Raw genomic sequence first — 26,424 nt, 5'->3', positions numbered from 1 at the left:
ACCGGCTCTCCTGTTAAACTGAATAACTATGTTGTTTTAATTATCGGCATTCATTTTACCAACCACCTTATATCCTGCGATAGAATTATCGCTGTTCAGAACAGACTGGTAATACATGCCGTCTGGTGATAAGTAATACTGCTGACCATTGATGTTCACGGAGCGGCTGTTATCCGGCAGCTGTGAAACCATATCTGTACCACTGTTGCCTGCGCCGTTATCGGGATTGTTATTTCCCTGGTCATCATTAATGGTCACTGTTTTATTGCCTATTTTACCATTTTTGCCAACTACTACATAACGTCTGCCGTTATCCGTCATGGACTCCTGGTAATAGGTACCATTCAGTTCGTAATAGGTATTTCCGTCTACCTGTATTTCTTCTGCGCCTTCCGGCAGGTCCGGTACTGCTGCGCCGACGGGAGCTTCCACTACTTTATAGCCTTTGGTATCGCCGGTCGACTGGTAATAGGTTCCTCCGTAATAGTACATTGGACCAAAGGAGGCGCCCAGGGAGAAGTAACCGAAAGGCAATGAGGAAACATATAATCCCAATGGCGGGAAGAACGGGTTGTAGTAAGGTCTGTACCAGGGACGTCCGTAATATACGCGTCCGCGGTAAACCGGACCACGATAACCGTGATAATAGCCTCTGTTTACCGGGGCCACTACCCGTGGAGAATACATGCGGGGGGACGCGTATACCCTGCCGCTACCGCCTGACCGGAATCCTCCGCCACCGCCATGATGACCTCCACCGCGGCCACCGCCCTGACCTGAGCTAACACGTTGCGCATAGGCGTTGCTTACTGTAAATGTGCCCAACAGGCCAACCAGCACAAACAGTATATAAAGTCTGTTTTTCATTTTTTTAACATTTGGTAATCGTCTCTTCAGTTCTCTTTCGCTGTCATTTATTAGACGGTAAAGGGGGCTTGAAGTTTAACTGCAATACCATATAATGCAAAAATGCGGCCGGTTTGCTGAAATGCGGCTGTTTACTGGGTGCTAGTAGTATTAATGGCCGCCATAAAGCGTTTGGCGAGATTTCCTATCTCCGCTGATTTTACCACCTGGTTGATCCACTGGGCAGGCAGCTGGTCAAACCCGTAGTGGAGGCCCGCCGCCGCACCGGCCACTGCGCCGGTGGTATCCGTATCTCCTCCCAGGTTTACAGCAGTGAGCACGCAGCTTTGGTAATCCTGCGTAGTGAGCAGGCACCAGAGGGCACTTTCCAGGGTATGTATTACATACCCGGAGCTAAGGATCTGTTGTTCAGGGATAGCAGCTATATTTTGCTGTAATACACGCTCATAGCGCTTTATTTCCGCCGGGTTAAAAGGCTGGGTGCCCAGGTAGGCGTTTACACCCCGCTGCATCTGCAAATAGGCCTCCCGGAGGTCTTTCAGGGAAAGCAGCGCCCGGAGAAATTCCACGTAGATAAAACAGCCCAGTACCGAGCGGAAATGCTGGTGCGTGATGCCAGACACTTCCCGGATAACCTGGTAACGCGTATGGATATCATTTTCGTTGGTGAGGAACAGGGCAAGCGGCATCATGCGCATTAAAGATCCGTTGCCGTTTTCAAATTCCTCAAATCCACCGCTTACCAGGGGCGACGTGCCGGTACTTACCCTCAGCAGCGCCCGGCGGGTAGTATGACCAATATCAAATACCTCGTTATGCGCGCCCCAGTAACCTTCCGATGACCAGCGCACAAACGACTGCGCCATGTTTTGAAGGTTGTAACCGGTTATCAGGCTTTCCGCTGTGCAGAAAGTGAGGGAGGAATCATCTGAAAAGGTACCGGGAGGCTGATTCCAGCATCCATATCCCGTGAGGGTGGTGATGGGATTTTCTGAGAGATAACTACGCGTTTTGAATTCTACCGGTACGCCCAATGCATCGCCGATAGCGATACCGTAAAAAGCGCCTGTAATTTCTTGTTGCATGGGATAGAATAACTAACGTTAAGGTACATATGAAATTATAGCAATGAATATACGGTTGATTTGTTAATTCTGACCATCAGAATATGATATTTATACAACAAATTTTTTGATCTCCGGTATTCATTTTATTCAGCATTTTTTTATTTTATTCAGGATTGTTCATTGTAATAATGGCTGCAAAACATGTTCTCCGGGAACGGTAACTCCCTACCTTTGCATTATCACGATGAACATATCGCTGAAAAGAATTACCGAAAATCTGTTTTTTTAGTTTGTCTGGAGCATTTATATAACCTTGTTGTCACAGTTAACCCGGTTACAATACAAAGGTTATTCAACCATTATTAGCAGCGCCAAATAGCTGGCTATTCCTTGTATTTATTTATTGAAAACGAAAATTAACCCACATGCAATCTTTTTTGTTCAACCGGCATTTTCAAACATGCACATTTCTTGGACATTACCACTATCAGTTATTTTTTTTTGTGTTGAATTAGCGGAACAGCTGTTGCTTTCGGTACGCCAGGTCCTGATCAGGATAAAGGAAGATCAGGCATAGGAAAATGGTGATGTATTACCGGCATTGATATGCGGTAACTGGTCAGACCTGGTTTTACCGGATGGTTGTTAGGGGAGCAGCATGTACACTTGCAGCTAAAGGTATTCATTGTTTGTTCCCGGCTACAGTTAACCAATCAAATCCTATTCACATGGGGTGATAGTACATACAAGAACGGACCGTTTTTCCAGGCAGTCCGGTTTTTTTAACATTGAGATGAACATTTAGTTGAAGTCTTTGCGACGCATGTTAAACGGGGCCACTTATTCAGGTAGTCCCCTGTTTTTCAATCCCATAAAAATTTTATATGAAAAGATTATTGGAGTGCAACATACACGATGGAAGCTTTATGCCCTGGACCGTTTTTCTAAACGGTCCCCATTACCGGAATCACCAATATGAAGGCGCATACCCTGCATATTGTTTAAATATAAAGCCATACGTTAAACCGATCAGTGTAGAAAACGAGATCATTTATGCTGCGATTGATTCGGAAAACCGGGGGACTGTTTTTCCAGGCGGTCCCCATCTTTGAAAACCAGGCTGGCAACAGTCTTCCTGATACAACGCTTTTTCATAGGTTCAATTTGATTTGGGAAAGGAAGGGACCATCTTTCCAGATGGTCCTGATTTCTTCCTCCGGATCATCCTGACGAAATTCATTCAACAATGGATCGGACATACTAAAAAACAGGGGCTGTTTTTCCAGGCGGCCCCATCTCCTGACCAACACATGGTAACGCAGCGGCAGTGCCGCGCTTACTGCAACATAGCTCATTTTTGAGGTGGACGTAAATTGATATCGGGGCTGTTTATCAAAACAGCCCACTATTTTAAACCGGATTTATGTGAAAAATGAAAGTTTTGGTGATAACTTCGTTACCTGCACTTTCACAGAAAGCGCTTGTTGAAAACATCGTAAACCCGGAAACGCATGCAATATCACCTCCTCGGAAAATCAGACCTCGCCGTCAGTGAAATCGGATTCGGCTGCATGTCGCTCGGAAATGATGATGCCGCTAACGCAAGCCTTCTTCATCACGCCTGCGACCAGGGAATCAATTTCTTTGATACCGCCGACCTCTATGAACACGGGCAAAATGAAATCACCATAGGCAAAGCACTGCAGGACAGAAGATCATCTGTAATCATCGCCACCAAAGTAGGGAACCAGTGGAAAGAAGATGGCAGCGGATGGGACTGGAATCCCCGCAAAGCATACATCATGGCGGCTGTAGAAGCAAGTTTACAACGGCTGAAAACAGATTATATCGACCTGTATCAGCTGCACGGAGGCACTATTGACGATCCAATTGAGGAAACAATTGAGGCCTTTGAAACCCTGCAACAACAAGGGAAAATAAGGTATTATGGCATCTCTTCCATCCGTCCCAATGTGATCCGCGAGTATGTACAGCGGTCGGGTATGGTAAGTGTAATGATGCAATACAGCCTGCTGGACCGGCGTCCGGAAGAAACAGCGTTCCCTTTATTGCTGGAAAACAACATCGGTGTACTGGCAAGGGGAAGTGTGGCAAAAGGCCTGCTGGTAAATAAACCCGCGGCGCCTTACCTCAACTATACTGCGGAAGAAGTGAGCGCTGCCGCCGCTGCGGTAAAAGCGTTCAGCACGGCTTCCCGGGATGCCGCGCAAACGGCGCTGCAGTTTGTATTGCAGCAGCCGGCGGTTTCCAGCGCTGTGGTAGGCATACGCACCACCGCACAACTGGAAGATGCACTGCGCGCTGTGAAATCCGCCGCACTGTTGCCGGATGAAATAAAAAAACTGCAACAGGCAGTAACCATAAACACGTATGATCAGCACCGGTAGCAATTTGCGCTGCTCCCTGCCTTCATGCTGCTTACATTATATTGTACCCCATCTAAAGCCGCTGTTATGCAAAAACTGAAAGTAGGAATGTTATTGTTTCCTGAGTTAACCGTCCTCGATTTTACAGGACCTTACGATGTATTTGTGAAGGCGCCCTGTTTTGAAGTGATCGTTATCGGGGAAACCACTGGTATTATCCAGGCAGAAGGTGGCCTGTTGCTGCAGCCACAGGTAGCGCTGGCGGATTGTCCGCAACTGGATATCATTTTTGTTCCCGGTGGGAGAGGAATCAATGCGTTACTTACCAACGCCGTAGTGCTGAAGTTTCTGCAGGATCAGGCGGTAAAGGCAAAGTATATCACATCTGTTTGTACAGGTGCATTGGTGCTGGCCGCAGCAGGATTGCTCGATGGATTCAAGGCTACTACTCACTGGCGTTCGCTGGAATTGTTACGGATGTTCGGTGTGGAAACGGTAGAAGAAAGAGTAGTGAGAGACCGGAGCCGCATTACCGGCGGAGGCGTAACCGCAGGCATCGATTTCGGATTGGTGCTGACAGCACTTATAGCCGGAGATGAAGTGGCTAAAATTATACAGCTGCAACTGGAATATAATCCCGCGCCGCCATTCAGGGCAGGATCGCCACATACCGCGGGATTGCCGGTGCTGCAAAAAGCAAAAGAACTCAGCGCGCAGATGCTGGATGCCAGGAAGAAAATTATCCGGCAACTACTGCAGGATCGCGCTCCCTCCTCAGCAGGGCCCTCCTGATGCTACGTACTTCGCGCAGGCTGATCATCCGGTTTTGTTCAGGATCCCATACCTTCAGCCGGAAACAGGCGCACACATCCCGGAAGCCCAGGCTGGTGGTTTTAACAGACTGCATGGCAGGGATCTTTTGCATTACTTCCGGTAAACGGTAAAAGGGAATACGTGCATTCAGGTGATGAATATGATGATAGCCAATATTGCCGGTAAACCATTTCATTACGGGATTCATCACCATATAGCTGGAAGACAGTAATGCGGCCTTATCATAACACCATTCCTTGTTTACATTAAACGTAACGCCCGGAAAATTATGCTGCGCATAAAAAAGATAGGCGCCCAGTCCGCATGCAATGGTAAACGGAATGAGGATAAACAACAACCAGCTTTGCCAGCCCAGGAAGTAAATCACCGCCGCGCTGCCACCGATATGGATGATCAGCGCCAGTAAAGAATCCAGGTGTTTACGCGGACTGCTTAAAAAAGACTGCACACACATGCCGATCATAAACATCGAGAGGTAACCGGCTGCAATTGTTACCGGGTGGCGGCTGAACAGGTAAGTTCTTCTTTCTGCCGGTGTGATGGATTCAAATTTCTTACGGGTAATAATAGGGTAGGAGCCAATACTGGCGCTGAACAACTTCGAATTATGTTTATGGTGGTAATCGTGCGAACGCTTCCAGATACTGGAAGGCGCCAGCACATACACCCCGAAAGTAACCATGATTGCTTCCGCTAACCAGGATTTATGCAGAATAGCATGATGCTGATGATCATGATAAATAACAAACATCCTTACGATCAGTAATCCGGAAAGAATACTGGCCATTATTTTAAGTACCAGGTTAGGCAATACCAGGGTGCCTGTTAAGGCCAGCATCAACAGTAGTAATGTTGATATTGTATAGAGCCAGCTTTTGGCTCTCTCTTCGCGCGCATATGGCTTGGTAGCCAGTATCAGTTGTTTCCCTTCCAGCATAATTGTCGTAGGATGATCTATCTTAAGTTGTTGTTTGTAAAATGATTAAATAACGGCAGGGCGTTTGTGTTTCCACCTTTTGTGCGACCATAGCCACGTTGCTGGCTGGGAAACAATGTCCTCCTCCAATTTACGGGTATGTGCGGAGGTAATGGCGCCGTCTTTTTCTTCAGCCGGCGTGGCGGTCAGTAATTCAGCCGACACGGTGTAGTAGCCTCTCTTTTCGCGTTGCACGGTTACATACACTACCGGGTAATTCATTTTCTGTGCTATTTTTTCAGTGCCCTTGAAAACAGGCGTATCCTGGTGAAGGAAGTTGAGCCATTGCGCTGTTTTCGGCTGTGGGGCCTGGTCAGCAATAAAAGCAGTGGCATTTACTTCTCCACGGTTTTGCACCATGTCGCGGAAGGTATCCTGCATGGCAATCAGCTTGGTGCCAAAGCGGGTACGCATGCGGTACATGAGACCGTTAAAATGTTTGTTGGCCAGTGGGTGATAGATAACATAAAGCTGCTGGCGGCACAGTATGCTAAACGTATTTCCTGCCCATTCCCAGTTTCCTTTGTGCCCCATTACAAGTACCGCACTTTTTTTCTCTGCTTCGAGCTGGTTAAAAAGCTCCACTGTAGCCGGTGTAAAGCTGCAGTGTTTCACCATCGCTGTTTTGCTGATGGTAAGCGTTTTAAACGTTTCCAGGAAAAGATCACAGAGGTAATGATAGAAATCTTTGCATATACGTTGGATCTCTGCGTCACTCTTTTCTGGAAAAGAATTCCGCAAATTCTGAAGAACCACCTTTTTACGGTAGCCCATCACGTAATATAACAACACATATACTGCGTCAGAAACCAGGTAAAGCACACGAAACGGCAGTAGCGATAACGCGTAGATCAGTGGTAACAGTAAGTAGTAGGCAATAGCAGACAATGTGGCACAGGTTTTTGATACTTCGAAAAGTATTATTGAAAATGTAAATGTATACCTTAAAGAACACTTTTCATAGTATCCGTAAAAAAAACGATGCATTGGTTCATTTAGTATCTTTATCAGGTAGTGTTGTCTAAACTTTAACAGTTCCAGATGAAGACCATAGCCCGATTTGCGAGATACGGCTGCCTGCTGGCAGCAATTGGCGGCCTTTCTTATTGCGCCCGTAACCCATATGCCGCCACCAATAAGGTTTACCGGCAGGAAGCTAAATCCTACGCGAAGGTGTTGCGTGAACAGCCGGGAGCGCTGAATGGCGCCGGCGGCGCAGAAGCCCCCTCCTGGGTAGGCACGGTGAACTTCAATATGAGGAAACCCAGTCTTGTTATCATACATCATACCGCTCAGAATTCATGTGGACAAACACTGCAAACGTTTACCCTGCAAAGAACCCAGGTAAGCGCCCATTATGTGATATGCCGTAACGGAGCCATCCATCATATGCTGAACGATTATCTCCGCGCCTGGCACGGAGGAGTCGCCAAATGGGGCAACCTCACGGATATCAATTCTTCTTCCATCGGTATAGAGCTGGACAACAACGGCAAGGAACCCTTCGATTCCGCCCAGATCCGCAGCCTGTTAGTATTACTGGACACCCTTCAGCACCGCTACAATATCCCCGCCGCCAACTTCATCGGCCATGGCGATATCGCTCCGGGCAGAAAAGTAGACCCCAGCGCCTGGTTTCCCTGGCATCAACTGGCCGATAAAGGCTTTGGCCTCTGGTATAAAGACACCAGCAATACCATCGTGCCTCAAACATTTGACCCGTTGCTCTCGCTCCGCATCATCGGGTACGATGTGAAAGACTCCACCGCCGCCATCATGGCCTTTAAACGCCACTTTATACCGGAAGACAGCCTCCCGGGTCTCAATGACGCCGGCAGGAAGATAATGTTCAATCTGCAGCAGCAATACCAGTGATCTGTTAGAAAGACACCCAACGTTACTTTTACCCCTATGTTTCTGCAAAGATTATTTTGTGGAGTGGGATAAATATCATATTTTAATAATGAGTTAAAAAGAGATATAAACCAAAATCAGCAATCAAGAGACCCATTTTCCCGGACTTGTTATTATACCTAATCTCCATGTTATACTAATCTTTCTTGTTATGAAACGTTCTTTTAAATTCCCGTTACTGCTGGCAGCAGCCAGCCTCGCATTGCTATGCTGGCCCCGTGAACAGGCCACCGCACAAACAGACCATCCCGCAAAAGATTCTTCCTGCCTGGTGAAAACAGATGTCAGCTACGATTTTGCAGATAATATGCACAAAAAAGTAAACGACATCATAGAAGATAAACTTGCCGGTGGTATCGAAGAAAGCGGCAGGGTCACCTGGGAAAATTCTCCCGACGCCCCGGAATATTACCAGGTAGTACTGCGCAAAACAAAGGTGACCATCAAATATAAAGGCACCATTTGCGACGACAGGATGATCTGGCAGAATATTGAAGACTGTAAGTCTGAGCTCAAAAAGCTGCTCGGGGCGAAGTAAATGACATTTTCAAAAGAATTTACCGGGAAATGCCTTCCCGGTAAATTCCTGCGAAGCCGGTTACCTGTAAACCAAATGCAGGATTACCCAAAACTGGTGTAAGCCAAAACCAGGACTATCTCACCTGTGTTATAAACCGGCCTCAGGAAGAGATAGTGTATTGGGAGTGCATGGGGAGTGCATTAATAGTGCATGAGGAGTGCATGGGAAGTGTATAGATAGTCCATAGCATACGCATATTTCAGGCATGGCTGAAGCATCCGTGAAGTAACAACGGGGTCATCTCCATGTATCCGTTACCTGCTCATTTCAGTGATAAACTCTCTGACCGGAATCACCCCGCGGTTACCGCTATCCCATACGCACAATGCCCGCCCAACAGCCCTTCCCTGCTAAATATTTAGCAGCATCCTCCCGCTATTTTCACAGCCCATATAGTCTATAAATTTTGTAGATTAGTAATTGTGCCTTACTTTTGCCCCCGATATCACCAACTGATTATACACCAAAAAATAAATGCCAAAATCTGAACGGTGTAACCATATCCGCAAAGATCTGAGTCAACTTATAAATCAAGTACAAAGCATGAATTACGTAAAAAGGCTGTTATGCCTGCTGCCCGGTTTACTGTGGCTGCAGCAGAGCATTGCCCAGGAAATCAGGGTAAACGGGGTAGTCACATCCCGTTCGGATGCACAGAACATACCCGGCGCAATTGTTCAGGTGAAGGGAACCGGTCGCGGTACACAAACCGATCCGGACGGAAAGTATTCGATCAGTGCGCAGGTGAATGATACGCTGCAATTTTCCTCACTAGGCTTTGAAACAACGTTTGCCGTTGTTGGAAACAATAAAGTGATCAACATCTCCCTGGAAAACAGTAACAGGAAACTGGAAGAAGTAGTAGTGACCGCCCTGGGCATTTCCCGCGAAAAGAAATCACTCGGCTACGCTGTGCAGGAATTAAAATCAAAAGACATTTCTGAAGCAAAGGAAACCAACCTGGTAAACGCATTGTCCGGAAAGATAGCAGGCGTACAGGTGACCAACAGCCAGGGTAACCTCGGCTCTTCCCGCATCGTGATCCGTGGCGAAACCTCCATTGCAGGTTATAACCAGCCACTGTTTGTACTGGATGGCGTGCCGGTAGACAACAGCCAGCTCGGTATTGGCACAGGCCGCGATTTTGCCAATGCCATTTCGGATATCAACCCTGATGACATTGCCTCCATCAGCGTTCTGAAAGGCCCCAATGCGGCGGCATTGTACGGATCGCGCGCTTCCAGCGGCGTAATCGTCATCAAAACAAAAACAGGAAAAGATACCAAAGGAGGCATGGGCGTGACCGTAAATTCCGGCGCCACCTTTGAAAAACTCCTCATCCTGCCCGACTTTCAGAACTCCTACGGACAAGGTACCGGCGGACAATTCTCCTATAAAGACGGTAAAGGCGGCGGTATCAACGATGGCGTGGATGAAAGCTGGGGCCCGAAAATGGACGGACGCCTTATCCCGCAGTTCTTCTCCAATGGCGAAGCAGTACCGTTTGTACCACATCCTGATAACGTAAAAGATTTCTATGTTACCGGCTATACACTGAATAACGGTTTATCTGTAGGCGGCACCAACGAAAAACTGGATTACCGTTTCTCTTATAACAACACCAAGCAAGGTGGTATTTTACCAAACACCGGTATTACCCGCAATACTTTCACCGCCAGTAATACGTTCCGTATTACACCAAAACTCACTCTCAGTACCTACGCCAATTATGTGCGCAGCGCTGCTGATAATCTTCCCGGTGTAGATGGCCGGCGCGGTAACAGCGTTACCCTCCAGTTCATCTGGTTTGGCCGTCAGGTAGATGTGAGCAAACTGAAGAACTACAAAAATGCAGATGGTACCGATTACAACTGGAACCACAGTTACTATAGCAATCCCTACTGGATCCAGAACGAGAATACCGTAGGCATGCTGCGCAACCGCTTCCTCGGTAACGCCCGGCTGTCGTACCAGATCCAGGATTGGCTCACCGCCAGCTTCCGCATTGGTACCGACTACTACCAGGACAGACGCAAATATAAAATAGCTTACTACACCAATGGTACGCCATTCGGTTCTTATACAGAAGATGCCTACGCAGTTAGCGAAACCAATGGCGAGTTTACATTAAACGCCAAGAAAAAACTAAACAGCGATTTTGATATAGATGTGCTGGCCGGCGCCAACCTCCGCTCTAATCAGCTGGAACAAAACTACCAGCAGGCGCCACGCCTGGCTGTGAAAGATGTATACACACTCAACAACTCCCGCGATCCGCTCATCTCTACCAGCTTGCTCAACAGGCAGAAAGTGTACAGCGGATTCGCAGCAGCGCAGGTAGGTTACCGCAATTATGCGTTCGTGAATTTAACCGCGCGTAACGACTGGTCATCCACCCTCCCAAGAGGCAGCAACTCTTATTTTTATCCTTCTGTAAATGCCAGCCTGGTGCTGTCTGAAGCGCTGCATATCCAGGGCGAGGTACTCTCCCTGCTGAAGCTACGCGGCGGATGGGCACAGGTAGGAAAGGACACCGATCCTTACCAGGAAATCAATACCTATCCATTCAACCAGCCGTTTGGCTCACTGCCGTTACTCACTGTGTCGGATAAGTACCTGAATAAAGACCTGAAACCGGAAATCACCACTTCAACAGAAGTAGGGGTAGAAGCCGGGTTTATCGACAACCGCGTACGGCTGGATGTTACGTACTACAGCTCCCACAGCCGTAACCAGATCCTGCTGGCGGATGTGAGTTCAACTACCGGCTATCTGAAGAAACTGCTTAATACAGGCGAACTCAGTAACCATGGTGTGGAAGTGATGCTGGGACTAACGCCCATCACTACACGCTCCGGCTTCCGCTGGGATGCGAACATCAATTATGCCCGTAACGTGAGTAAAGTAATAGAACTGGATGCAGATGGATATCTCACCAACTATGTACTCGGCAGCTCCGGTAATATCCAGGTACTTGCCAGCAAAGGCCAGCGCTATGGCGCTCTTTATGGCACTGCCTATAAAAGGGACAGCGAGAACAGGATCCTGGTTAATGCAGATGGCACCCCGGCTGTAGATCCGAGTAAAAAAATATTAGGTTACTACACACCAAAGTGGACAGGTAGCATCAATAATAATTTCTCCTTCAAAGGGTTTAACCTGAGCTTCCTGGTAGACACCAAACAAGGCGGATCTATCTGGTCAGGTACCAATGCCACCGGTATGAGTACCGGTGTGCTGGCGGCAACCATGCCAGGTCGCGACCAGGAACATGGCGGGTTGCCTTACTATAATGATGGCTCCAAAAATGTTCAGCTGCCGGATCATAACGCCACCGCACCTGGCGGCTTTACCGTGAAACACGACGGGATAATCTTCGACGGCTACACAGCAGACGGTAAGAAGAATACCGCTATCCTGCCGGCACAAAACTATTACAAGGCCGTATACAGTAGCAACCTGAATGAAAGCGCTGTATATGACGCGTCCTTTGTTAAACTGCGTGAAATAAAAGTAGGATATACTTTACCGGTTTCCCTGGTGAAGAAATGGGGACTACAGGCGGTGAATGTGGCGCTGGTAGGACGGAATCTCGGGTACCTGCACAAGAATACACCGAACATAGACCCCGAAACGGCCTTTAATACCGGTAACGGGCAGGGACTGGAAACGCTGCAGATACCCACTACCCGCAGCTTTGGCTTTAACCTGAATGTTTCATTTTAATGATTGATTGATTATGAAAAAGTTGTTGATACCTTTTTGCTTAATATTCGCTGCTGCATGGCTGGCTGGTTGCCAGAAAGACCTGGAGCGCACCAACATAAATCCGAATGAACCTACCGTTGTACAGCCGGACTACCTGCTGAGCAACGGCATTAAATCCAACGTGGATACCTACTGGGGCAGTGATGCCACCATGGAAACATCCCTGCTGTACATCCAGTACTGGGCTAAGATCCAGTACCCCGACCCGGATCGTTATATCCCCGCATCTACTAATATCCAAACGGTGTGGAACAATTTTTACGCACAGGGAATCGCTGATTTTACCAAGCTGGCAGAGTTGGGCGACACGTTGCACAATCCTAATTATAAGGCCGTAGGCATTATCATGCGTTCCTGGATTTTCCAGGTGTTGACGGATCTGTACGGGGATATTCCTTACACACAAGCAGGCAATATCGATAAGTACCTAACACCGGTGTACGACAGTCAGCGGGTGGTATACAGGGGACTCCTGGCTGAACTGAAAAATGCGGCGAACACTATTTCCCCGTCAGACAATCCTATCCTCGGCGACTCTTTACTGGCCGGGAATATGAATAGCTGGAAAAAATTCGCTAACGGGCTGCGTTCGCGCATTGCCTTACGCCTGGCCGATCGTGATCCTGCTGCCGCTAAAGCGGTGTTCGCGGAACTGGCGGCAGAAGGCAACTTTTTCCTCACTGCCGGCGACCGTGAAGTGAAACTGAATTACCTTACTTCTCCCAACCAGAACCCGGTTGGTAAAAACAGGGAAACGAGAAACGATTACCGCATCAGTAAAACAGTGGTCGATAAACTGAAAGCGCTGAACGACCCACGGTTAAGCATATACGCAGCACTGCCAGCTGATACCAATGCATATATCGGCGTTACCAATGGATTGTCTGCTGACTCGGCCTCACGCCTGGGTTTCAGTAGAACCTCTGATGTTGGTGCAGCTTTTACTGCTACCCAGGCGCCCGCCTTTGTATTTACGTATGCAGAGCAATTGTTTATCCTGGCGGAAGCCGCGCAGCGTAACCTGATCAGCGGCAACGCGGCCGATTTGTATGCACAGGCTATCCGCGCATCCTTCAAACAATACGGTATTACCGGCGCCCAGGTAGATGCTTACCTCGCACAACCGGCCGTAGCGTACGACGCCAATAATTTTAAGAAATCAATAGGAGAGCAGAAGTGGCTGGCCTTATTCAGTGAAGGCCTGGAGGCCTTTGCAGAATGGAGGAGATTGGATTATCCACAGTTGAAGCCCGCTTATACCGGCGCACTGCAGGGCAAAATGCCGCTGCGTTTAACGTATCCTTCAAGTGAGCAGGCGCTGAACGGCGCCAACTACAAAGCAGCTGTTGCCCGCCAGGGTGCAGATCTGCTGACGACGAAGGTTTGGTTTGATATGTACTAAAAAAAATGAAAAAGAAGACGGATTTGCAGGTAACGACTTACTGCAAATCCGTCCTTTTTATTTTTTATTATTCGCGCGATAGCGCATGATTTCAATACCCGCTTCTATCACCGGTCCGATCCCGTGAAAATCGTTCAGTTCTGTAGGACGGTTATAGTAAAAAGACAGGTCCGCCGAAGTGTTTGTGCCGATGCACACATCTTTCAGTTGTCCATCTTCCTGAATTTTCTCCTTTACCAGTCCTTCCCAACCCCTTTCCGCTATGGAGATATAGCGTTTATCGAGCCAGCCTTCATTTACACCGCGCGCAATGGAATATACAAACATCGCGGTACAGGAAGTTTCCGTGTAGGAATCGGTACGGTCCAGTACCTGGTGAAACAGGCCGCTGGCCGACTGGTATTTTGCAACGCCCAGGATTTGACGGGTAACATCTGCAATTACTTCATTCCTGCCGGGGTGATTGGCGGGCAGGTCGTTCAGCAGCTGTACTTTTGCCAGCATGATCCAGCCATTGGCGCGGCCCCAGTGAGCTACGCCCTGTCTTTTCAGATCTTCGTAATAATAGTGCACATACAATTCATTCCGTTCATCCCAGAGGTAATGCGAAAAATGTTTTACCTGGGCTACGGCATCATCAAAATAAGCGTTGTTGCCGGTGAGCTTACCCATACGTGCGAGAAAGGGAACGCTCATGTACAGATCATCTCCCCAGAGCGTCCACTTATAAGGCGTTGGCCGGCATAACGTGCCGTCTGCCAGTCGTTCCTGTACCTTGCTGATATGGTTGGCTGCTTTATCGATATAGGTCCTGTAATCGCTTCTTTTTACTTTTTGGTAGACGTCTAACAGGCTGGCCCCCATGGCGCCGCAGTCATCCAACACGCGGGTGTTGATTAGCTGGTTGAATGGAAAACTTTTGTACTTCACACCTTTTTTGCTGAGCGCTTCAAAATAGGCGTAGTTGTCGAATGCAAAAGCTACATGCCGCTGCGCGAAGGCAGTATATTTTTCGTCTTTCAGGTAATTGCCGAGATCCGTCATAGCGATATTCAATACGCCGTTTGGATAATGCCATTCGCTCAGGTGGTCGGATATCCTGGCTGTTGTGCCGGCTGGTATTTCCTTGCTGGTGTTCCAGGTTTGGTTGTTATCATCTTTAAACTGGAAGGCAGCGTGTGCCACAGCATAGTCGGCTACTTTTTTCACCACTGCTGCGTCGGTGGAATTGTCCTGCGACAGCGCGGCTAACGGGAGGGTTATGCCCAGGAGTAAGACAAGGGTTTGCTTTTTCATATGTGGAAATTGTATGTACAATATAGCCCGCATTTATCATTATTGCAAACGATTGCATAAAAATAACTTGGTTCTTAATATAAATTATTTTAATTATGTGTTTCAAAGTAACCAGTTTAAATTTATCGGGATCATGCGGAATATACGGTATCGGCTGAACGAAGAAAGAAAGCGCGTGTTCAGTATCGTCCTATTGCTGTCGTTAACAGCCTGTCAGCAGCACAAAACAGAAGAAACGGATAACATTGCCGTAGCGGCGCCTTCGGAAAACATCCGGCCGCTTACGGAAGAGGAAGACTCCCTGCAGGAAATCCGGCGGAACATTGCCTGGGAACAGATAGAGGTTTTCCTCTTTGCCAAAGCGCTCATCAATAACAAAGTACCGTTATTTACCAGCAGGCAGCGCCTGGAAGCAGCCATAGGTGCGGCCGACAGCATCATCTCTGCAAATGGGGAAGATATCTGCGGGTCGCAGTTTGCGGAGGATTTTGATTTTTTCTATAAAGATGGATCTACTTTTGAACACTGTAAAGATTCACTGGCCTGTGAAGAATTTGTTTTTACAGATAGTAACTCACTTACTTCCGGTAAAATTACACTTACCCGCAATACTACCTGGGAAGAAGTAAAACAGTTGTATCCCAATGCAGTATTGCAGGCGGAAAACGAAGGTAAAAGAGATATGATCATCCTGCGCGATTCCTACAGCAAAGACAGCGAAAGCAGTGTGCAGTTATATTTTGAAGATGGCCGCCTGGTGAAGATCGTTAATTTTATTCCTTGTTGAGTTACATCACGGGTGTTTTGCCTCCGTCTACAGCAGTACTGGTACCCGTAATGTAGGCCGCCGCAGGCGATGCCAGGAATGCTGCCAGCGCGGCTATTTCATGGGCTTCTCCAAAGCGCTGCATGGGGATTTCTTTCAGCCATTCTGCTTCTATTACTTCCGGAGATACATTGCGGGCAGCAGCGCTGCTCTTAAACAGTCCTTCCAGCCGCGCGGTGGAAGTGGAGCCGGGTAATACATTGTTCACCGTAATGCCATGCGGCGCCAGTTCTGTAGCAAGGGTTTTTGACCACGCCGCCACTGCCCAGCGGGTAGTATTGGATACGCCTAAATTTTTTATAGGTGTTTTTACAGAAGTGGAAATGATATTGATGATCCGGCCGAAACCCGCGCTGATCATGCCAGGCACAAATATTTGCGCCAACGCCTGGTTGCACAGCAGGTGTTGTGAAAAGGCTGCGGTAAAAGCGGCCGCATTGGCTTCTAAAATGGGACCACCCGCCGGACCGCCGGTGTTGTTAATCAGTATATGCACCGGACCACGTGCAGCAACTTTTTCTGCTGCTGCCGTTACCTGTGCCACATCTGAAAAATCGGCGATGGCATAACTATGTTGTTGCCCGCCGGAGGTACTCAGTGTTGGCAGTACCGTTTTCAACCTGTCTTCATTCCTGGCCAATAAAATACACGTAGCGCCTAATAAAGCCAGTTCCTTTGCGGTGGCCAGTCCTATTCCCTGTGAGCTACCGCACACCAGCGCTGTTCTTCCTTTGAGTGAGAGATCCATCCGTGATAATTTTATGTACAATTTAGCGAAAATGTCTGACGCGTATAAAAGCGAAGGGAAGGCCATGCGACCTTCCCTTTGCTTTTATAATTCAGTAAGATAATATGGTTATACGCGGACGTAGATCTTCTTTTTGTCGAGAATAAATCCTACCAGCCAGCAGGTGAGCATGAATGCCAGTGAAAACAGCAGCGATCCGAATTTGCCCGGCGACAATGGCTGGAAGATGGTGTCGTTGATCCATTTATAGAGCGACACGCCATTGACCATAAAGAAATAGAACAGGATGGCCATTACTTCCGACAGCAGGTAGAGGAATAACGGGTTTTTACCGAACACGGTAAAGAAGCCGGCGCCTTTAGTGAAGCCGAGGATATCTATCACAAAAATGAGGAGTGATAACAGCAACAGGTCGATTCCGATGGTGAGTAATACATAGGAGCTGGTCCACAATTTTTTATTGATAGGGAATACCGTGTTCCAGGCATATGCCAGCAGCAGGAATAATACGCCGGCGCCCACCATGCGGAGCAGGCCGGGTTTTGTTCTGCCCTGTTGCTGTACAAACAGGCCGGTGTAATAACCTGCCACCACGTTTACTACAGCCGGAATGGTGCTGAGGATGCCTTCCGGATCAAAGGCAATGCCTTCGCCATGATACATGTGGTTATCTCCTAAAATAAGTTTATCGAGCAGGATGCCGGCATTGCCACCCATGCTGTACTGTTCGCCGGGAGTACCGAAGTACCACATAACGGCCCAGTATCCCAGGAGGAATATGGCACTCACAGCCCATACCACTTTTTTAGAGCAGTAGTGGATCAGGAGGGAGGCAATACAGTAGCACAAGGCGATACGTTGCAGCACGCCCAGTATGCGGGTATGACTAAATGGTTTGAATTGAAGTCCGTTATCAGTATGGTCTACAAACGGGAACCAGTACATCAGGTACCCGAGGAGGAAAATGATCAGGGTGCGTTTGAAAATTTTTCCCAGCACCGCTGAATTTCCCAGTTGAACATATTTCTTCATGCTGAAGCTCATGGCATTGCCCACAGCAAAAAGAAAAGAAGGAAATACCATATCGGTGGGTGTCCAGCCATGCCAGGCAGCATGGTCAAGTGGCCAGTAGGTCCCACCAGTGCCGCCTGTGTTCACTATGATCATGAAACAAACGGTCAGCCCGCGGAATACGTCCAGCGGTAAAAAGCGTTGAGAGCTTTGTGTCATTTCCCTTTAATTGTATTGGTTGATAAGATGGTAAGGATAGAAAAAGCGTTGAGCTGCCTACAATATATACATCTAATTTTCAAAATCCAAATATGAATTCGTTCCGGGAAAACAAATTGAGACATATCGGCTAACGTGAGACACGTATAATCACTATTTTGGTGACTCCACTAAAAAAGTTACGTTATGAATTACAGATTTATTGCGTTGTGTGTGGCCGTGCTTGTTCAGATGAGCTGTAAGCAGCCCGAAAAAGGTTTGTGGTCAAAGGAAAGGGCCAATACCTGGTATGCAGGTAAAGACTGGATCAGGGGAAGCGATTTCATTCCCAGTACGGCTATCAACCAGCTGGAAATGTGGCAGGCCGCCACTTTTGATACTGCCACCATTAACCGGGAACTGGGTTATGCGGAAGGGATAGGCATGAACACCATGCGGGTGTACCTGCATCATGTGCCCTGGGTGGTTGACTCCGCAGGGTTTAAGCAAAGGATCAATACCTACCTCGATATTGCAGACAGGCATCATATCTCTACTTTGTTTGTATTCTTCGACGATTGCTGGGACAGTACCTACCAGGCGGGGCCGCAGCGGGCGCCAAGGCCGGGCATCCATAATTCCGGCTGGGTACAGGACCCGGGATTAGCCATTCATCAACGTCCTGAGCTGGTGGATACATTGGAGAGATATGTGAAAGATATCCTGACCTCCTTCTCTGATGATAAGCGTATCCTGTTATGGGACCTGTATAATGAACCCGGTAACTCCGGTCATGGCAACAGGAGTTTGCCCCTGCTGGAAAAAGTATTTGCCTGGGGCAGGGAAGTAAATCCTTCGCAGCCTTTGTCCGCAGGGATATGGGATTGGAAGCTGAAGGACCTTTCCAACTTCCAGGAAACGCATTCCGATGTAATTACCTACCACAACTATTCTCCGCCGGAAGAGCATCAGCGGGATATTGATACCCTGCGCCGCCTGGGAAGGCCGCTTATTTGTACCGAATATATGGCCCGTACGCGCAGCAGCCGTTTTGATAATATTATGCCGTTGCTGAAAAAAGAAAATATCGGCGCCATTAACTGGGGACTGGTAGCGGGTAAAACCAATACCAAATATGCCTGGAGTACGCCTATGCCGGATGGTGGCGAGCCGCCTACCTGGTTTCATGATATTTTCCGGCCGGATGGCACGCCTTACAGCGAAGAAGAAGTGAAAGTGATCCGTGGGCTAACCGGTAAGTAATGGTGGTTGCCGGCTTCCCGATACAGGCAGCCGGCAGCTATGCTATTTTGAAAACCCTCTCCCCAGTACTTCATGTACTTCGTGTATCACCACAAAGGCCTCCGGGTCGGTTTCGTGCACCAGTGATTTAAGGCGCATCAGCTCCTGTTTGCCGATCACTACATACAACACTTCTTTGGGGGCGCCGGTATAGGCGCCATGGCCGTGCAGCACAGTGGCGCCGCGTTTCATTTCGCCGGTGATCTTAGCCGCAATAGCTTCGGTGCGTCCGGAGATAATGGTGATGGCGCGTTTGGTGTTAAGGCCGTCCACGATATAATCTACTGTTCTGGCGCCAATGTATACGGCAATAAAAGTGTACATGGTTTTTTCTATGCCTATAATAAAGGAAGAAGCCATGATCACCACGATGTCAAAAATGAGCATGGCGTTACCCAGTGTCCAGCCGAAATACTTATTAAATAACCGGGCTACAATAGCTGATCCGCCGGTGGTGCCGCCGGAAAGGAATACCAGCCCGATGCCTATACCTACCAGCAACCCTGCGAAGATAGCCGCCAGCAAAGGATTGGTGGTAACCGGGGCGAGTTTGTTTTCCGTGAGATACAGGAACAACGAGCAAAACAGGATGCCAAGTATGGTATATACCATGCTCCTTTTATCCAGGAGCCGGTAACCGGTTACAATCAGGATGGCATTGATGATGAAGTTGGTAATGCCCGGCGACCATCCCCAATAGTAGTAAGTTACAATGGTAATACCGATGACGCCTCCCTCAGATAATTTGTTGGGAATGGCCAGGTAGTTAATGCCTGCTGCAAAGATGAAGGCACCTGCTATAATGAGTAATATGTTTTTCACATGCTCTTTCATGCCGCAAAAATACGCTTTTGTCGCACTTGGATATGGCCTGCTTCTCCAGCCACGAACAAAAAATCACAAAAAAAATTGTGCAATTATTTGGAATTAATAAAACTCGATGTATATTTGTCTACCAAATCAGTAGACTAATAAAATCTACCACCACAGGGAAGTATCAGGCAAACGCTTCCGGCATCCTTTGACCACCAGCAAGGTGTTGCTGCCATCATTTATTGAAAATGTGTAAATAAAAATACACTATGAAAAGGCACACGCTAACTAGTGGAATGCGTTACCACACGCAAAATACCGTGGTAAATATCACCTGTCCCCGTTACATTCAAATAGCAGGCTGTTATTGCAGCCGCTGTTGAAAGAAAATCTTGCGTTCTGTAAGCTGTAAATAGAATGCCTGGTCAGGCTTGCGGGAAAGGTGGGCTGCAAATTTATTGGTGGTAAATTTATCAGCAACGTACCTCCCCGCATCCTCCTGGCATTTATCAACTGAAATCTTAAACCAGTCTTTCTCATTTTATTTAACATGAAAACAAACATCAACTGTTCAGTCCTGATGCCGTTACCCGGCAGCCCGGCAATAACAGCTGTATAAGATAATATAACGTATACGGATACACGATTTTAATAGTGTATTGGTAACGGAATAGAATTGGGTTACTATCCATTGAAATTAAACGATCAACTTCAGTTCAAAAGGGGCGTTGTCTCAAACAATACTGGTGGGTTTTGTCGGCAACTGCCCCAGGGACTGAAGCATTATCGGATCATTTAGGACTGCTTCCAAACCAACTGTTATAAAGATATTATCCGGAAGCAGCCGGGCAAAATACGTGATAACGTATAAGCCTATACTTTTTTCGGAAAGCCTAATTAAAATGAAGGAACCACTTGTTTTCAGGTAAGGTCCCCAGTGCCAGCAAGTCCCGACACGTGTCGGGACTTCTATTTTTAATACTACCTGTATCTTACGCTATTATATATACCCCGCCCCGTTACCCATCTCCCTGAAAATATATTTTCAAAAACCTTATGGAAAATATTTTACTGCAACATCTAATTAGAAACATATTTACCATGGACTCAGCTAAAATCCCGGGGAATGATTTCCTCGACATTCTCTTCTATGGAAGGAACAAAGATTATGGGGCCTATGAATTACGCAGTCGTTACGACAGGCGTGTTCGCAACGCAGTAATGGGCACCGCTTCTATTATGCTGGTAATGATCGGCGGCTACGTGTTGAACAACACGCTGATGGCCGCAGAAAATGTACACCGGCCTGTATTGGCAGAGAAAAAAATTGAATTACAGGCATTGGAAATGCCACCGGAACCCCCGGTTACCATTCCTCCACCCCCGGTAACCTCCGCACCGCCGCCATTGGCTGCTTCTATCAGGGTAACTACACCGATGATTGTTAACACAGATGTTCCGCCGGATGAAATGCCTCCGAGAAATGCTGATGTAAACAAGCAGGTAGTAGGATTTACTACTTCAGAAGGAGTAGAAGGAGGAATGGACATTGACCTGGGTGCAAGTGGCAACGGCGGTTCCGGTGTAGTAAAGGCTCCTCCGGCAGCCAATCCAGATGTTCCAGTTGCATTCGTGGAAATCATGCCTGAATTTCCCGGCGGTGAAGCTGCATTAGCGAAATACCTGGGTAACAATATCCGGTATCCGCACATTGCCCAGGAGAATGAAATACAAGGCACCGTATTTATCCAGTTCGTGGTAAACCGCGACGGCACTATTTCACAGGTGAAAACAGTAGGCGCAGCGAAAGGCGGAGGCCTGGAAGAAGAAGCGGTCCGTGTGATCAGTAAAATGCCCAAGTGGAAACCCGGCAAACAGAATGGTCAGTATGTGGCGGTATATTTTAACCTCCCGGTCAGCTTCCGGTTAAGCGGCAACTAGTTTCACCTTTCCTCATTTTTTTCAATAAACACTTTATTAATAACCCGGAAAGTGCTGTCATCGTTTGACGGCGTGACTTCCTATATTATTATCTCTTTAATTCTTACAATTCCTGTTTATCCGGCTTACATCCATTTAACCTGCGCATTCTGATTCCTGATACCAGTCCCGGCCCGCATATAGCGGCCGGGATTGCCTTTTAATCCTCTCGCTTCTTATTAGATAATATTCAAACATTATCACTTTATATCAAACAAAAATCAAAAATCTAAGAAATTAACATAATAATTATTAATTTAACAGCCGCTTAGTCTTCTTCTTTAGCACTATAAACGGATAATTAGTATGGAAGCGCCGGTAAATAATTCGCTGCAACAGTTCAAAAACCTCGTTGGGACCAAGTTTCAGCTGTATAATAGCCTCTTCACCTCTTTGCCTTTCCACCGGGTGGAAAAGACAGGTATCTTCCTGTCCCTGTTCCTGCTTCATTGTGAAGAAGGATACGCCAAAGGTAACAGCCCCGAGGAAATAATGGACTCCTTTTTTTCCCAGTATACCACTTATACGGAAGAAAAACAGCGAACGGACCTGCTGTTTCGCTTCGTGCAATACGCTGAAAGACAGGTAGTACTGTTTGACGCACTGGAAGATGCTGCGTTCCGGAATATCCGTGACCTCCAGGGCGCCGGCACCCTGCGCCATCTGCAGTCGGAAGTGATCCAGGAACAAGCCCAGGATAAACTCAGGGATAAACTGAAGGATTTTTCGGTGAGATTGGTGCTGACGGCGCATCCGACACAATTTTATCCCAGCGAGGTGCTGGGTATTATCAACGACCTGTCGAAAGCCCTCATCGACGAAAATACCAGCCAGGTAAATATGTACCTGCAACAGCTGGGAAAAACACCGTTCTTCAAAAAAGAAAAACCCACCCCGTATGATGAAGCCATCAGCCTGGTGTGGTTCCTGGAAAATATATTTTACCAGTCGGCCGGCCGCATCCTGTCGTCTATCCGGGCGCAGTTCCCGGGCGCCATCAGCAGCGATAACTCCGTGATCCGCATGGGCTTCTGGCCCGGTGGCGATCGTGACGGGAACCCGTTTGTGAAAGCGCCTACCACCGTGGAAGTAGCCGCCGCCCTGCGCGCGTCTATCATGAAATGTTACTTCCGGGAAGTACGCAACCTGCGCCGCCGCCTTACCTTTAAAGGCGTGGAAAATGTAGTAGCCGCCCTGGAATCAAAATTATCCCGCAACCTCTTTATTCCCGGGCATAAAGCGGATATTAGCCGCCAGGAAATACTGGACACGTTGTCGGATATACGAAATACCATTATCGCTGATCTGAACGGGCTGTTTGTACATCTTGTAGATAACCTGATCAGCAAAGTGGAAATATTCGGGTTGTTCTTTGCTTCCCTGGATATCCGCCAGGACAGCTCCATTCATGAAGCCGTACTGGAAGCCATAGCTGCCAGAACAACCGCGCTGCCGGATAATTATACTTCCCTGGGAGATAAAGAAAAGATCAACCTGTTACTGAATATAAAAGAAGCCGCAGATCCTAAAGCGCTGGAAAATCCCCTGCACCAGGATACGCTTGAAACCATTGCCGCCATTAAGGAAATACAGGCTGCCAATGGAGAAGAAGGCTGCAACCGTTATATTATCAGTCACAGTACCAGTGTACTCAACGTAATGGAAGTATACGGGCTGTTCCTGCTGAGCGGCTGGAAAAAAGAAGAGATGACGGTAGATATTGTGCCGCTGTTTGAAACCATCGATGACCTGCGCCATGCAGGACAGGTGATGAAAGAGCTGTATGAAAACGCCGACTACCGCGAGCATCTGCGTCGTCGCCAATGCAAACAAACGATTATGCTCGGCTTCTCGGATGGCACCAAAGATGGTGGCTATCTCATGGCCAACTGGAGCATCTATAAAGCCAAAGAAGAACTCACTACTATCTCCAAAGAATACGGTATCAACGTGGTGTTCTTTGACGGCAGGGGAGGTCCTCCGGCCCGTGGCGGTGGAAAAACGCACCAGTTCTATGCTTCAATGGGCAGGAACATTGCCAATAAAGAAATACAGCAAACCATTCAGGGGCAAACCATCAGCTCCAATTTCGGCACCGTGGATGCAGCACAGTTCAATATGGAACAGCTGATACACGCCGGCATCAGCAATGAACTATTTTCTTCCCGGGAAGTAACGCTGAGTAAATCAGAAGAAGATTTGCTGCAGCTACTGGCGGACGAAGGATATAAATCTTACAATACATTAAAAACACATCCTCATTTCCTGGCTTATCTCGATCATGCCAGCCCGCTGCGTTACTATGCAGAGGCGAATATCGGCAGCCGTCCCAGCAAACGTAATGCTTCTGCCAAACTCAATCTTAATGACCTGAGAGCAGTGCCTTATGTAGGTGCCTGGAGCCAGCTGAAACAGAATGTGCCCGGCTATTACGGCGTGGGCAGTGCGCTGGAACAGCTGGAAAAGCAAGGTAAATGGGAAGAGGTCCAGGCATTATATGTACACTCCCTGTTTTTCAGGACCCTGCTCGATAACTGTGTAATGGCGATGAAGAAGAGTTATTTCCCGCTCACCGCTTACCTGGCCAAGCATCCGCAATACGGTGAAGTATGGCAGATGATCTATAATGAATTTGAGCTGACGAAGAAATACCTGCTGCTGCTCACTAATGAATCCGAACTGATGGCCGGCAGCCCGATCGATTTGCTGTCTATCCAGATGCGCGAACGGATTGTGTTGCCTTTGCTTACTACCCAGCAATATGCGCTTACGCGCATCCGGGAGCTGGACGCACATCCCGACAACGGACATGGCAGGGAAACCTACGAAAAGCTCATCATGCGTTGCTCTTTTGGTATTATCAATGCTGGCAGAAACTCAGCATAAAAATTATTCATCATCCGGCTACGGAGTTATGTGGAAATAGTGGCGGTGAACAACATCAGCGGCTGTCTCCATATAACTCCGTAATTCGTAATTTGTATTTCGTAATTCTTCCCTACTTTTACACCTCCTTAAGTAACTTCTCTATATATGGCAAACAGCTTATATGACTTTGGAATGATCGGTCTCGGCGTAATGGGTAGAAACCTGTTACTCAACATGGCAGATCATGGCTTTTCCGTTATCGGCTTTGATAAAGACGCTGCCAAGAACAGCGCACTGGAAGCAGCCGCTACCCCCGGTACTACCGTTAAAGGTGTTGCAGAGCTGGCCACTATGGTACAGTTGCTGGAACGTCCCCGCAAATTAATGATGTTGGTACCCGCCGGTCAGCCGGTAGATGACGTGATAGCATCCCTGTTGCCGCTGCTGGAGCAGGGCGACGTAGTAATAGATGGTGGCAACTCCCACTATACGGACACTTTACGCCGTGTGAAACAACTCCGCGAAAAGGGTATCCATTTTATGGGTATCGGCGTTTCCGGTGGTGAGCAGGGCGCGCGTAGTGGTCCAAGCATTATGCCCGGTGGCGACCTCGACGCCTATGCAAAGGTACAACCCATGCTGGAGGCGATTTCCGCCAAAGTAAAAGGGACGCCTTGTGTGGCTTACCTGGGTAAAGAAGGCGCCGGCCATTATGTGAAAATGGTACACAATGGTATTGAATATGCCATCATGCAACTGATCAGTGAAAGCTATACCCTGTTGCAAAAGGGCGCTGGCCTCAACAATGATCAATTGCACGAAGTATTCAAAAGCTGGAACCAGGGCGCTTTACAATCATTCCTGGTAGAAATTACCGCGGATATCTTCCTGCAGAACGACGATAAATCTGACAAACGCCTGGTAGACGTGATCTCCGATAAGGCTGGCTCCAAGGGAACCGGTAAATGGACTTCACAGGATGCAATGGAATTGCCGGTAGCCGTTCCGGTTATTGATACCGCCGTGGCGATGCGTACCCTTTCCGGTTACAAAGAGCAGCGCCTGGAAGCTGAAGCGATCTATAAAGCACCTGAAAATACCATTCATGCCGACGCTGAAATGTGGATCAAACAGGTACACGATGCCCTCTACTTTGCCACCATCCTGAGCTATGCACAGGGATTGGCTATGCTGAGAGAAGCCTCCGGTGATCTGAAAATGGAGATCCCGTTACCGGAAGTGGTGAAAGTATGGAGAGGTGGTTGTATCATCCGTTCTTCCCTGCTGGAAATATTTACACAAGCTTACCAGAAAAATGCTGACCTGGCCAACATCCTGCTGGATGAAGGCGTAGCTTATCTCGTACAATCGGTAGAAAGCAACACCCGCAGCGTAATTGCGCAGGCCGCCTCCGCAGGTATTCCTGTGGGCGGATTCATGTCTGCTTTGTCTTATTTCGATGCGTTCCGTACCGGCCGTATGGCTACCAACCTGATTCAGGCGCAGCGCGACTATTTCGGCGCGCACACCTACCAGCGTATTGATATGCCAGGTACTTTCCACACAGAGTGGCAGCAACACTAAAAA

20 protein-coding genes are annotated in these 26,424 nt (G+C 47.9%); 11 read left to right on the top strand and 9 right to left on the bottom strand.

The genetic code is table 11. From position 1 onward, the window contains the following. Nucleotides 1–36: 36 nt before the first annotated feature. The 3 genes from ACLHR0_RS24870 to ACLHR0_RS24860 form a co-directional block, all read right to left on the bottom strand. A complete protein-coding gene (locus ACLHR0_RS24870) occupies nt 37–867 on the bottom strand; it encodes a DUF6515 family protein (RefSeq protein ID WP_436490259.1) in 831 nt (276 codons plus the stop codon). A 131-nt stretch (nt 868–998) separates the two neighbouring features. Continuing rightward, on the bottom strand, nt 999–1,952 hold the full coding sequence (locus tag ACLHR0_RS24865) for an ADP-ribosylglycohydrolase family protein (RefSeq protein ID WP_436490257.1): 954 nt from the start codon (nt 1,950–1,952) through the stop codon (nt 999–1,001). A gap of 1,133 nt (nt 1,953–3,085) precedes the next feature. Then, complete coding sequence (locus ACLHR0_RS24860; protein WP_370912602.1) at nt 3,086–3,289, bottom strand: hypothetical protein; 204 nt, start codon at nt 3,287–3,289, stop codon at nt 3,086–3,088. Between the two features lie 156 nt (nt 3,290–3,445). Between ACLHR0_RS24860 and ACLHR0_RS24855 the strand changes: the two genes are divergently transcribed. Together ACLHR0_RS24855 and ACLHR0_RS24850 are read left to right on the top strand one after the other, a co-directional pair. Then, nucleotides 3,446–4,342 (top strand): aldo/keto reductase, encoded by an 897-nt coding sequence (locus tag ACLHR0_RS24855; protein WP_436490256.1) that lies wholly within the window; start codon nt 3,446–3,448, stop codon nt 4,340–4,342. Between the two features lie 66 nt (nt 4,343–4,408). Continuing rightward, nucleotides 4,409–5,113, top strand: a complete 705-nt coding sequence (locus tag ACLHR0_RS24850; RefSeq protein WP_436490254.1) for a DJ-1/PfpI family protein — start codon at nt 4,409–4,411, stop codon at nt 5,111–5,113. Here the strand turns inward: ACLHR0_RS24850 and ACLHR0_RS24845 are convergent. After that, on the bottom strand, nt 5,061–6,092 hold the full coding sequence (locus ACLHR0_RS24845) for a fatty acid desaturase family protein (RefSeq protein ID WP_436490252.1): 1,032 nt from the start codon (nt 6,090–6,092) through the stop codon (nt 5,061–5,063). The genes ACLHR0_RS24850 and ACLHR0_RS24845 overlap by 53 nt on opposite strands. 45 nt (nt 6,093–6,137) lie before the next feature. Further along, complete coding sequence (locus ACLHR0_RS24840) at nt 6,138–7,019, bottom strand: lysophospholipid acyltransferase family protein (protein WP_370912598.1); 882 nt, start codon at nt 7,017–7,019, stop codon at nt 6,138–6,140. A 153-nt stretch (nt 7,020–7,172) separates the two neighbouring features. On the opposite strand from ACLHR0_RS24840, the gene ACLHR0_RS24835 reads away from it, so the two are divergent. The 4 genes from ACLHR0_RS24835 (at nt 7,173) to ACLHR0_RS24820 (ending at nt 13,795) form a co-directional block, all read left to right on the top strand. Then, nucleotides 7,173–8,006, top strand: coding sequence for an N-acetylmuramoyl-L-alanine amidase (locus ACLHR0_RS24835; RefSeq protein WP_436490249.1), 834 nt, complete (start codon nt 7,173–7,175; stop codon nt 8,004–8,006). A 190-nt stretch (nt 8,007–8,196) separates the two neighbouring features. Further along, nucleotides 8,197–8,583 (top strand): hypothetical protein, encoded by a 387-nt coding sequence (locus ACLHR0_RS24830; protein ID WP_436490247.1) that lies wholly within the window; start codon nt 8,197–8,199, stop codon nt 8,581–8,583. A 585-nt stretch (nt 8,584–9,168) separates the two neighbouring features. Beyond that, nucleotides 9,169–12,351: a SusC/RagA family TonB-linked outer membrane protein gene (locus ACLHR0_RS24825; protein WP_436490245.1), complete on the top strand. Its 3,183-nt coding sequence runs from the start codon at nt 9,169–9,171 to the stop codon at nt 12,349–12,351. A gap of 13 nt (nt 12,352–12,364) precedes the next feature. Then, entirely contained in the window at nt 12,365–13,795 is a 1,431-nt protein-coding gene (locus tag ACLHR0_RS24820; RefSeq protein ID WP_436490244.1) for a SusD/RagB family nutrient-binding outer membrane lipoprotein, read from the top strand. Between the two features lie 57 nt (nt 13,796–13,852). On the opposite strand, the gene ACLHR0_RS24815 is transcribed toward ACLHR0_RS24820, so the two are convergent. After that, complete coding sequence (locus ACLHR0_RS24815) at nt 13,853–15,091, bottom strand: glycoside hydrolase family 88/105 protein (RefSeq protein WP_436490243.1); 1,239 nt, start codon at nt 15,089–15,091, stop codon at nt 13,853–13,855. A gap of 133 nt (nt 15,092–15,224) precedes the next feature. Between ACLHR0_RS24815 and ACLHR0_RS24810 the strand changes: the two genes are divergently transcribed. Then, the gene (locus ACLHR0_RS24810) at nt 15,225–15,878 is read left to right on the top strand and encodes a hypothetical protein (protein WP_436490241.1); all 654 of its coding nucleotides are present in this window, start codon (nt 15,225–15,227) and stop codon (nt 15,876–15,878) included. A 1-nt stretch (nt 15,879) separates the two neighbouring features. Here the strand turns inward: ACLHR0_RS24810 and ACLHR0_RS24805 are convergent, their stop codons facing one another. Together ACLHR0_RS24805 and ACLHR0_RS24800 are read right to left on the bottom strand one after the other, a co-directional pair. After that, a complete protein-coding gene (locus ACLHR0_RS24805) occupies nt 15,880–16,665 on the bottom strand; it encodes an SDR family oxidoreductase (protein ID WP_436490240.1) in 786 nt (261 codons plus the stop codon). Nucleotides 16,666–16,773: 108 nt separating this feature from the next. Continuing rightward, entirely contained in the window at nt 16,774–17,895 is a 1,122-nt protein-coding gene (locus ACLHR0_RS24800; RefSeq protein ID WP_436490238.1) for an acyltransferase family protein, read from the bottom strand. Between the two features lie 186 nt (nt 17,896–18,081). On the opposite strand from ACLHR0_RS24800, the gene ACLHR0_RS24795 reads away from it, so the two are divergent. Beyond that, a complete protein-coding gene (locus ACLHR0_RS24795; protein WP_436490236.1) occupies nt 18,082–19,137 on the top strand; it encodes a cellulase family glycosylhydrolase in 1,056 nt (351 codons plus the stop codon). 42 nt (nt 19,138–19,179) lie between these two features. Here the strand turns inward: ACLHR0_RS24795 and ACLHR0_RS24790 are convergent, their stop codons facing one another. Further along, a complete protein-coding gene (locus tag ACLHR0_RS24790) occupies nt 19,180–20,010 on the bottom strand; it encodes a YitT family protein (RefSeq protein WP_436490234.1) in 831 nt (276 codons plus the stop codon). A 1,080-nt stretch (nt 20,011–21,090) separates the two neighbouring features. Between ACLHR0_RS24790 and ACLHR0_RS24785 the strand changes: the two genes are divergently transcribed. The 3 genes from ACLHR0_RS24785 to gndA all read left to right on the top strand — a co-directional run bounded on the left by ACLHR0_RS24785 (nt 21,091) and on the right by gndA (nt 26,421). After that, nucleotides 21,091–21,930 (top strand): energy transducer TonB, encoded by an 840-nt coding sequence (locus ACLHR0_RS24785; RefSeq protein ID WP_436490232.1) that lies wholly within the window; start codon nt 21,091–21,093, stop codon nt 21,928–21,930. A 345-nt stretch (nt 21,931–22,275) separates the two neighbouring features. After that, nucleotides 22,276–24,855, top strand: a complete 2,580-nt coding sequence (locus tag ACLHR0_RS24780; protein ID WP_436490230.1) for a phosphoenolpyruvate carboxylase — start codon at nt 22,276–22,278, stop codon at nt 24,853–24,855. A gap of 147 nt (nt 24,856–25,002) precedes the next feature. Continuing rightward, nucleotides 25,003–26,421, top strand: a complete 1,419-nt coding sequence (gndA, locus tag ACLHR0_RS24775; RefSeq protein WP_370912585.1) for an NADP-dependent phosphogluconate dehydrogenase — start codon at nt 25,003–25,005, stop codon at nt 26,419–26,421. The last annotated feature ends 3 nt before the right edge of the window (nt 26,422–26,424 follow it).

This window comes from Chitinophaga sp. ARDCPP14 (genome assembly GCF_051362515.1).
In the GTDB taxonomy this organism is placed as follows: Bacteria; Bacteroidota; Bacteroidia; order Chitinophagales; family Chitinophagaceae; genus Chitinophaga.
Note: the sequence above shows the minus strand (reverse complement) of the source record. Positions and strands in the feature narration are given on the sequence as shown.